The organism is Streptomyces sp. NRRL S-1813 (genome assembly GCF_000719605.1).
In the GTDB taxonomy this organism is placed as follows: domain Bacteria; phylum Actinomycetota; class Actinomycetes; order Streptomycetales; family Streptomycetaceae; genus Streptomyces; species Streptomyces decoyicus.
On sequence record NZ_JOHB01000052.1, the window covers coordinates 26,471 to 35,318 of the forward strand.

The 8,848-nt window shown below is 69.4% G+C and carries 7 protein-coding genes and 2 pseudogenes; 7 read left to right on the forward strand and 2 right to left on the reverse strand.

Annotated features, from left to right (window positions below; genetic code table 11):
- Positions 1-515: 515 nt before the first annotated feature.
- The 3 genes and pseudogenes from IF67_RS39910 to IF67_RS0136870 all read left to right on the forward strand — a co-directional run.
- A pseudogene (locus IF67_RS39910) lies at positions 516-1,639 on the forward strand (hypothetical protein); the annotation flags it as partial.
- Between the two features lie 399 nt (positions 1,640-2,038).
- The gene (locus IF67_RS40640) at positions 2,039-3,583 is read left to right on the forward strand and encodes a competence protein CoiA family protein (protein ID WP_107050365.1); all 1,545 of its coding nucleotides are present in this window, start codon (positions 2,039-2,041) and stop codon (positions 3,581-3,583) included.
- A gap of 333 nt (positions 3,584-3,916) precedes the next feature.
- Positions 3,917-4,387 (forward strand): pyridoxamine 5'-phosphate oxidase family protein, encoded by a 471-nt coding sequence (locus IF67_RS0136870; RefSeq protein WP_030993194.1) that lies wholly within the window; start codon positions 3,917-3,919, stop codon positions 4,385-4,387.
- Here the strand turns inward: IF67_RS0136870 and IF67_RS44050 are convergent.
- Positions 4,384-4,548 carry a hypothetical protein gene (locus IF67_RS44050; RefSeq protein WP_158713217.1) on the reverse strand — a complete coding sequence of 55 codons (165 nt, stop codon included), beginning with the start codon at positions 4,546-4,548 and terminating at the stop codon, positions 4,384-4,386. The genes IF67_RS0136870 and IF67_RS44050 overlap by 4 nt on opposite strands.
- Positions 4,549-4,553: 5 nt before the next feature.
- On the opposite strand from IF67_RS44050, the gene IF67_RS44055 reads away from it, so the two are divergent.
- Positions 4,554-4,769 carry a hypothetical protein gene (locus tag IF67_RS44055; RefSeq protein ID WP_158713218.1) on the forward strand — a complete coding sequence of 72 codons (216 nt, stop codon included), beginning with the start codon at positions 4,554-4,556 and terminating at the stop codon, positions 4,767-4,769.
- Positions 4,770-4,804: 35 nt separating this feature from the next.
- On the opposite strand, the gene IF67_RS0136880 is transcribed toward IF67_RS44055, so the two are convergent.
- Positions 4,805-6,403, reverse strand: coding sequence for a serine/threonine-protein kinase (locus tag IF67_RS0136880; RefSeq protein ID WP_030993196.1), 1,599 nt, complete (start codon positions 6,401-6,403; stop codon positions 4,805-4,807).
- A gap of 843 nt (positions 6,404-7,246) precedes the next feature.
- Here IF67_RS0136880 and IF67_RS0136885 point away from each other — a divergent pair.
- From IF67_RS0136885 to IF67_RS45555, 3 genes and pseudogenes are all read left to right on the forward strand, one after another.
- Positions 7,247-7,903 (forward strand): annotated as a pseudogene (locus tag IF67_RS0136885) (amidohydrolase family protein); the annotation flags it as partial.
- 68 nt (positions 7,904-7,971) lie between these two features.
- The gene (locus tag IF67_RS45550) at positions 7,972-8,307 is read left to right on the forward strand and encodes an SDR family NAD(P)-dependent oxidoreductase (protein ID WP_234341605.1); all 336 of its coding nucleotides are present in this window, start codon (positions 7,972-7,974) and stop codon (positions 8,305-8,307) included.
- Positions 8,307-8,723 carry a hypothetical protein gene (locus tag IF67_RS45555; protein ID WP_234341601.1) on the forward strand — a complete coding sequence of 139 codons (417 nt, stop codon included), beginning with the start codon at positions 8,307-8,309 and terminating at the stop codon, positions 8,721-8,723. The genes IF67_RS45550 and IF67_RS45555 overlap by 1 nt, the downstream gene beginning before the upstream one ends.
- Positions 8,724-8,848: the final 125 nt, after the last annotated feature.

An 8,848-nucleotide genomic window follows, 5' to 3' on the forward strand; every position in this document is an offset into this window, starting at 1 on the left:
CTGGTGGTGGTCGGCGAGGGTGAGGGTGAGCAGGGTGCTCACGACCGGTGTGCACATTGGCGGTTGGGTGGTCCCGTTGTGCACCCTCAAATGTCACTCAGATCGCCTCACCCTCGCCCGCGTTCCGTACGCTCGAAGTACTGAACGCTATGAGTGGAGGACCAATGAAAACCGCCCTCAGCCGTCTGGTCTCCCGGGCCGCATCATCCCTGCGGCGCGGACGTCGGCGCCGGTTCGACCACCCTGAAGCCCACCGAGCTGCCCGGCCCGACCAGTACGCAGACGTGAGCAACCACTACCGACCCTTTTCCCCCAACGCGGGCGGGCTCCGGTGACCACGCGCTTCGCGTAGTTCCGGGCGTCACCTGCATCTCTGAGTGTCACCGCAAGTGCGCTGTCGGCACGTCGCGGGCCGTCCCCGGCCCGCCCCGACGCCTACTTCAGCGGACCGCGCTCCGTCCCGCCGACGGCGAACCAGAGACGGCCGCTCGGCCTGCTCGGGGCCACGCGAAAACATCGCCAACTGCCCGGCCGTCTCCAGGATCCAGCTGAATCCGTCGTCTCCGTCGCTGTGGTGGGCGGGTGCAAGCGCGCAGCACTGCGCCTGCCGGGCGCCACCGCCATGCTCGACGACCAGTCCGCCGCCGAGCCGGCACGCTGGCTCACCCCCTGGTCGTACGACCCTCCCGCCTCGCTTCAGTCCGGCCAAGAGGTGTCCGGCGGGATCGGGGACGCAGCGGGGACGGCCGGCACCAGTTACCTCGCGTTGCACACCACCGCGCTACAGATCCGATTCGGCGCGGTCTTCGCCTTCTTCGTACCTGGGGCGCTGCTCCTGGTCCGCAGGTTGCCGCCGGTGCACGGCCGGATGCCGGCCGCGCTGCTCGCAGTATGGGCCTGGGGTCTGGTGGCCGGAACCCTGGCGGTGACCGTCTCCGCGCCGTGGCTGATCGCCTCGGGAGGGCGCGGCAGTTTCCGCTTCCTGCCCCAGCTGGCGAGCGTGATCTCTTCCGGGCGGCAGGTGTTGGTGGTGACCGCGCTGGTCGCGGCGGCGGTGACAGTGTTCATCACGCGAGTCACTGCCAAGGGGGCCGGTCCGCTGCCGCAGGACGTAGTCCCGGTGCGCGCCGCCCGCCTGGCCGCCACCGCCGGGACCGCGGTGATCGCACTGTCCCTGGTGGTCCTCTCGTACCAGCCGGTCGCCGCCGCCCTCCAGACGGTCTCCCCGAACATCGGGCTGCTCGCCGAACCGGGCGACCTCCTGCGCCAGTGGCTGCTGCTCGGCGGCTGGGCGGGCCCGGGGGGCGCGCCGCTCGGTGGCTGGCTCCTGTATCGCGCCGTCGACGTGCTGCTGCTCGCCGTGGTGTGGTGGGCACTGCGACGGCTGCCCGGACTGCTCACCCGAGCCACTGTCCCTGCGACGGCGGTCGGCGCAGTCTGCGCGACCGTCCTCGGACTGCTGGCGAGCCAGCTGCTGAGGGTGGTGGTGGACGGGACGAGTTCGGGCCTGGGCTGGGACCTGCTGCGCCTGTCCGCCGGCATCGGTGACGGTGTCCTGGCCGCCCTGACCTGCGGCCTGGTGGCGGGATGCGCGGCTGCACTGACGCTGCGGGTGGCCGTGGGCCGTGCGGAAGTCAGGGACGCCACAACATCCGTTGAGGGCTCCGACCGGCCCTGGCAGAACTACGGAACTGCGGGGCTGATTGCGAGGAAGTCCTTGTCGGGAGAGCCAGTGCCCTTCGGCCGAATGCGGACCGGGAATCGAACCCTGACCGGCGAGCCCGGCCTCAACATCGAAATGTCTGGGGGTAGTTCGCGCCTTTTCTAGGACCCCGTGGGTGAGTCGCGGTGCGTTTCACGCTCGCGCGTTGGCCAGCGCACACTGGCATGAGCACGTAGCTCGCGGCCCTGTTCCGCAAAGCGCCAAGAAGCGGCAAGTGGACCGGCCTCGGGGTCGGGAATCCGACCGATTCAGTCCGGGTGGACTGTCAGTGGTCGGTGGAACAATCTGACGTGATTGTCGTTCAGAGGGGGACCGATGGCGTTTCGAGCTGTGCACGCGAAGTGGGGGACCGTCTTCGCGCACCTGCCTGACCTCGGCTGCGAGCAGTCGTGGGAAGCGGTGTGGAAGGTGAGGCCGCCCGCGCCAATCGCCTGCGCCGAATGCCGTCATCCGATGCACGCGAAGACCTCCCGCAGTGGCTTACGGTTCTTCGCTCATGCCCCGCATGCGCCCGACTGCGAGATCGCCCGGCAGGGCGAGTCCGAGGCCCACCACCTCCTCAAGCTGGAGCTCGCCAGCGCGGCCCGGGACGCCGGCGCCCATGCGGAAATGGAGGTCCGGGCACCTGACGGTTCCTGGCGGGCCGACGTGCTGGCCACCGCCCCGGGCGGCGGATGGACGATGGCGCTGGAGGCCCAGCTCTCCCCGATCACGGTTGCGGACATCACCACCCGCACCGTCCGGATGCGCGAGCACGGCGTCACCTCGTGCTGGTTCAGCGACCGGCCCCGCCCGCCCTGGCTCGGCACGGTCCCCTCCATACGGCTGGCCGCTGATGCCGACCGCGGCCTCACGGTCGTCGAGGGCCTGGTGCGGTTCACCGGGTCGGGCTGGCAGATACCGCCGCAGGCGAGCCTCACCGACTTCCTGCGCTGGGTCTTCGCCGGCAAGGTCCTCCCGCACGCCCCGCGTACGACGCTCCGGTACCCGCTGCGGCAACTGCCGCAGGTGTGGACGGCGCCGCAGTACGTCACCGCCGAGGACGCTCACCTGGCCGAAGCGGAGACGCGGCAGCGCCTCCAGCAGGAGCGGCAGGCCGCCTGCCGCGAGAAGTGGGAGAAGGAGCTCGCCCAAAAGCGTGCCCGCAACGCGGAGTCCCGTGCGCGGGCCATCGCCAAAGCCACGATCGTGGAGGAGAGGGCGCGGCAGCCGCACCGCCGCGCCGGATCGAAGCTGCACGACGAGCTCATGGAGCGTGCGGACGTGCAGGGGGCGGTGGCCTTCCTGGCGAGCGATGCGTACAACATCCCCGTGACTGCGGGCTTGAGCTCGTCCGAAGCCCACTGGGCGGGCGGCGTGCCGCTGATCAGAACCGATGAGGGGGTCCCCACCGCCGTCCTCGACCCGGAGCCCGGACAGCTCAGCCGCGACGCATTCCGGCTGCTTGCCGGACTGCTCCTGCTCTTCTCGACCAAGGCTCGCAAGGAGCGGTTCGAGCGCAACACCCGGCGTCGCAGGAGAGTCCCGATCGACGGGTGGCAGACGGACTTCATGACTGACCCGCCTGTCCCGGCCTTGGTGCCGTATGGGGCCAAGGCCCACCGTCGCCGTAAGCCGGAGGAATGCACCTGCCCCCAGCCGCAGCTGGTGGCGAAGATCTCGCGCGCTGAATACCCGGCGGAGCCGGCCGAGGAGATGGGCCCGGCCGCCGGGCTCTATACGGCCGTGTGCCGGACGTGCGGTGGACCGTACGAACGGCCCTGGCGCCGGGTGCTCGCCAAAGGCCCTGAGCCGGAGAAGGCAGACCGGGGCGGGAACGTCATGAGTCAGTCTTCCTGCGCCGGAGACCAGTCCGGCTGACCGTATGACGTCCGCTCAGCGAGCTGTATGGCGACTACGCCCAGGCGCTGAACCTCGTCGCGGAAACCTCGCTACCAGCGGGAAGGCAGCGCCACCGCTCGAGCCCCCGCCACCGGTGGACCTGCTGGCGTTGGAGGAATCCGTGCACAACGCCCGGCGCACGCCCGCAAATAGGGGGCCACTCCAGGGCGTGCTTCGAAACCATGGCCTCAAACCAGCTGCTCCGGCGAGTCAGTTGCAGAATCCGACTGCCGGCACGAGACCGACTCTCGGTCCTTCGCCCTAGTTCCGCTGACGGATGTGGTGTAGCGCCTCAAGCCATAACCTCGCTCCATGACGTCAGTTGACTCTCGTCTCAGCGGACCCCGCAGCCCCGAGCAGCGCAAGCGCGAGGCGCTGAAACGGCTCACGCGGGACAACGATGTATGGGTCGCCACGGCCGACACCACCGGCGAGCCGTGCCTCGTTCCGCTTGCCTTCTGGTGGGACGGCGAGGCTGTGTGGCTGTCCACCCGCGTCACCAACCCGACTGGGCGCAATCTGTCTGCCACGGGGCAGGCCCGCCTTTGCTTCGGCCATACCCGGGACGTGGTCTTGGTCCACGGCACCGCGCGCATGCTGACCCGCGAGGAGCTTCCCGCTGAGGTGGGCGATGCCTTTGCGGCCAAGGACGGCTGGGATCCTCGGGAGGACCATCGCTCTTACGTCTTCTTTCAGGTTGTCCCAGAGCTTTTGCAGGCGTGGGGAACGGTGCCCGAGATGAACGGACGGACCCTGATGCGTGAGGGGAAGTGGCTGGTTTAAGGCCTGTCTCGCACTGCAAAGAGGGACTGGTTGAGGGCCGCGACGAGGACCGCGACGAGGGCCGCGACGAGGGCCGCGACGAGGGCCGCGACGAGGGCCGCGACGAGGACCGTCGTCTCATAGCGGACCGCGAGCTTGTCGTACCTCGTGCTGGTGAGCACGGCACATGGCCGAGGCGATGATGTTCCTCCCGCTCAACCGCGCCGTCGTTGCCGCCTGGGCTGCCCGCCCTGGACTGCGCCGTTGGGCGATCTGCGCGGGACATCTCGATCTGGCCGCTGCTGGCCAGATCGGGCGCAAGCCGTCCGCGCGGAGATCATGGCGGGGCCGGCACATCGTTGCCAAGGGCATTCATGGCGGGCGGTCGAAGAAAAATCGATGAGTGGGCGGTGGCCGGAGCCATCTGGAACGGCTGTCTCAGGAACTGGTCGGGAGGAAGCCGTCCCTGACCTTGTCGAAGACGGGACGGTAGGAGTCCCATTTCGCTTCCGGTGCCGAGACGGAGACGTCGTATTCCCGGCCGCCTTCGCGGCCGAAGCCGAGTTCGACGGCGCGGAAGCCGCGTTCCCGTCCGTGGAAGGTGTACTCCCACACCGCCGCCGGTTGACCCCGGAAGGTGGTCTGCTGCATGCGCAGCCTGCGGTATACGGAGTAGTTCGCCTTCGTATTCGTCTCCTTGTCCGCGAAGTGGGACACGGGGTTGGTGCCCGCGGGAGCCACTGTCCTGATCGTGATTTCGACCAGTTCGGACGGGTCGATGTAGGTGACCTGTTCGGCTGTCCGCACGCGGACCTTCCAGCCGTCCGGAACGGGGAAGGAGACGCCGAGTTTCCCCTCCTTGACCGGGTGAAAGCCCTGGGGCACGGGCGAGGCCGCCGACGAGGGGGAGGTGGCGTGGTGGCTCTTCTGGACATCGGGTCCGTCCGCGCCGCGGTGCGATGTCGCATAGAGCGCCCCCGCCGTGGCGGCCGCGGTCACGGTGACGGCGGTCGACGCCAGGACGAGGCGCTTGCGGGACCGGCGCCGCCCTCGGCCGGTGGTGGCCCGCGTGGGGGCTGGTGGTGCCGGGGGTACGTGCACGTCGCTGGAGACCCGACGTACTCCCGGGTCAGGATCCGGGGGTACGTCGTTCCTACCGACGGGTTTCCGGTCCTCGGGTGAGCTCGCACCGGTGGCGGGCGGCGGCACCACCGTCGATCCGCCCGACCGTGCGTCCCGCAGGGCTTGCTCCGTCTGATCCGCCGACGGGCGATCGTCGGGTTCCTTGGACAGGAGGGCCTCGATGAGCGGTTCCAGCGGGCCGGCCCGCTTCATCGGCTCCGGCGGGTCGACGGCGATGGCGTACGCGGTCTCCACCGCGGTGTCACGTCGGAACGGCGGCCGCCCCTCTACTGCCTGGTACAGGGTCGCGCCCAGCGCCCACAGGTCGGAAGCAGTCCCGGGCTTCAGCCCGCGGACGCGCTCCGCTGCCATGTAGTCGATCGACCCGACCATCTCGCCGGTCTTGGTCAGCGTCGACGCCCCCGCCGTCATCGCGATGCCGAAGTCGGTGAGCACCACCCGCTCGCCCACGCCGAGGAGGACGTTGCCGGGTTTGACGTCGCGGTGCAGCACGCCGGCGGCGTGCGCGGCCCGCAGGGCGGCGACCATGCCCAGGCCTATGCGGGCCGCCTCCTCGGGCCCAATGGTCCGGCCGCCCTTGAGGAGCTCGCTGAGCGTGGGCGACGGGACGTACTCCATGACGATGCAGGGCAGGCCGTCGTCGTCCACGACGTCGTGGACGACGATCACGTTCGGATGCGTGATGCGGGCGGCGCTGCGCGCCTCACGGCGCGTGCGCTCGTACAGCGTGGCGAGCTCGTCATCGGGCAGGTGCGGCTGCGTGTGCAGTCGCTTGAGCGCGACCTGGCGGCCGAGAACCTCGTCCTCGGCGCGCCACACCGTGCCCATGCCGCCGCGGCCGACGTGCTCCGTGAGCCGGTAGCGCCCAGCAATGAGCCGCCCCTCATCCGACACTGCGCGTCCTCCACCAGCCCTGTACACGTTCGATTCGCCTCGCCACCGTAACCCGACCTGGGCAGGCTGCGGCGTCCACGTATATGGACGCGCGAACGGCCCAGGTGGTTCGGTGCTGCTTCCGCTTTCCTGCGCTCACGCCGCTTCCGCCGGGCTGTGATCAGTGGGGTAGCCGGGGGCTGAGCTCGCCGTGCGGGGATGGAGATCTCGGTGGGCGAGGTCGGGTGGTGGCGGGGTGGCGGGCACGTGCGTGGGGCGTCTGAGACCTTTCCTCTTGATCGAGGGCGAGGGCGAGGGCGAGGGCGGGGGCGAGGGCGAGGCTGAGCGACCAGGCCAGGACGGAGCACATCGCCGCGGTGCGCATGGCTCCGGAGAGACCGGTAAGCCGTGGAATCGGTGACCGCCCGAGCCTCGCGGTCCGGAAGGCCCGAGGACATGGCCAGGGGGCGACGCGATCCCGGCGGCTCCGCAGCCGGTCGTCACACGGCACGACTGCCTCCCGGCCGGGTGGGTTCCCCTTACGGCTGGGGTGTGCGGGGGCATCAGTGGTGGGCGGCGGGGGCAGGAGAGAGAGCAAACAAGCGTGCTGGTGTTCGCAGGCGTCGAGAGCGCGACACCGCTCGTCGAGCCGGCGGCCGCAGGTCTCTCCTCGGCACCCCGGTGAACACGATCTCTTCGGGCGCCTGGCGGTGGCCGCGTCATCGGCCGCACGCCGGCCGGCCGCCAGGCGGCAGCAACGGCTCGCTCACCGCCCACACGGCATCACTGCCTAGCTAGGGGTGATGCGGCTGTGCGTGTCTTCTTGGCTCGGGGGAGGGGGCAGGGTGGCGCAGTCGCCGAGGGCTGTGGTGGGCCATGGTCGAAGGACTGTTTCGATCTGCGGCTCGGAGATGTCGGCGAGCGAACGCGTCCGCTCATATCGGGATCATGTCCTACGGGCGCAGCGGCGAGCGCTCGCTGGATGACCCGGTCTACGACGAGCTGCTCGCGGCCGCCGCCGACTTGGGGCGGCCGGTGTTCATCCACCGCCAGATTCCTCCGAACCCGGTTCGCGAGGCGACCTATCGCGGCTTCGACCACACGATCGACCTGGCGCTGGCCACCTTCGGCCGGCGGTGGCATATCGAGGCGGGACTCGCGGCGCTTCGTCTCATCCTGCGCGGAACCTTCGATCGGCACCCGAATCTGCAAATCGTCTTGGGACACTGGGGCGAGATGCTGCTGTTCGCGCTCGACCGGGTCGACAGCCTTTTCCACGTCGCGCCCCACCTTGACCGTCGCGTCGCTGAGTACTTTCAGACCAACGTTCACATAGCGACCAGCGGCATGCTGACCTCGCGTCTGCTCCGCCTCGCGCTGGACTTCACGAGAGTCGACCGGATCCTGCTCTCCGGGGGCTATCCCTTCCACCGTCTCGACGCCGCAGCCATCGCCGACTTCCTACAGACGCTCCCTGACCGCGGGGATCAGAAGAAGATCGCCTGCGCCAACGCCGAGTCGCTCTTTGGCCTTGGAGAGTCCCCCTCTGAGTCAGGCGATCAGACAACAACGCAACCCCAGGAGCGGTCATGCGCTCGCCCTCGGGGAACGCAACTGTCCTTCTCATCGGTCTCATCGGTGCCTCCCGCGGCCTGGGCTATGCGAGCGCCGCGGAATACATCGACCGGGGATCTCGCGTGGTGGCGACCGTCCGTGGTTCTCGCCGCGCTGGCTTGCACGAGCTGCGCGACACCGCCGACGGGTGGCTGGCGATCGAGCACGTCCACATCAACGCTCCTGAGCAGGTCCAGGCCCTCCGCGAGCGGCTGGGCGCCCGCAGGTTCGATCTGCTCTTCGTGAATGCGGGCGTCACCAACCGCCCGGAGCCACCGGGGACGTCACGATGGAAGAGTGCACCCGCCTGATGATCACCAACGCGCTGAGCCCGATGCGCGTCATCGAAACGCTCGGCGATCTCATCAACGCGGACGGCACCCTTGCGGTCATGTCCTCAGGTCAGGGAAGCATCGCCACCAACGAACGCGGCGGCTTCGAGATCTACCGAGCCGGCAAATCCGCCCTCAACCACCTGATGCGCAGCTATGCAGCCCGTCCTCGCAACGCCCCCCGCACGCTGCTTCTGATGGCGCCTGGCTGGGTCAAGGCCGAGCTCGGTGGCCCCAACGCCCGCCTGACGATCAACGAGAGCGTCCCCAACCTCGTCAGGGCCATCGACGCCCAACGCGGCCGTAGTGGCCTGCATGTCTCGACTACCGCTGCCAGACCGTCGCTTGGCGAGGATTCAGGGGACGTCTTGTCGGTCACGGGTCGAGCCGGATGAGTGCGCCGGCGGGATGGTGTGTGCGGCTAGATGTTCTGTCCACGGAGGTTGGTGACGCAGGTCTCGGCTGAGTGATCTTGAAATGGGTGAGGGCCTTCTGGCCTGGTGTGGATTGCGACATCTGC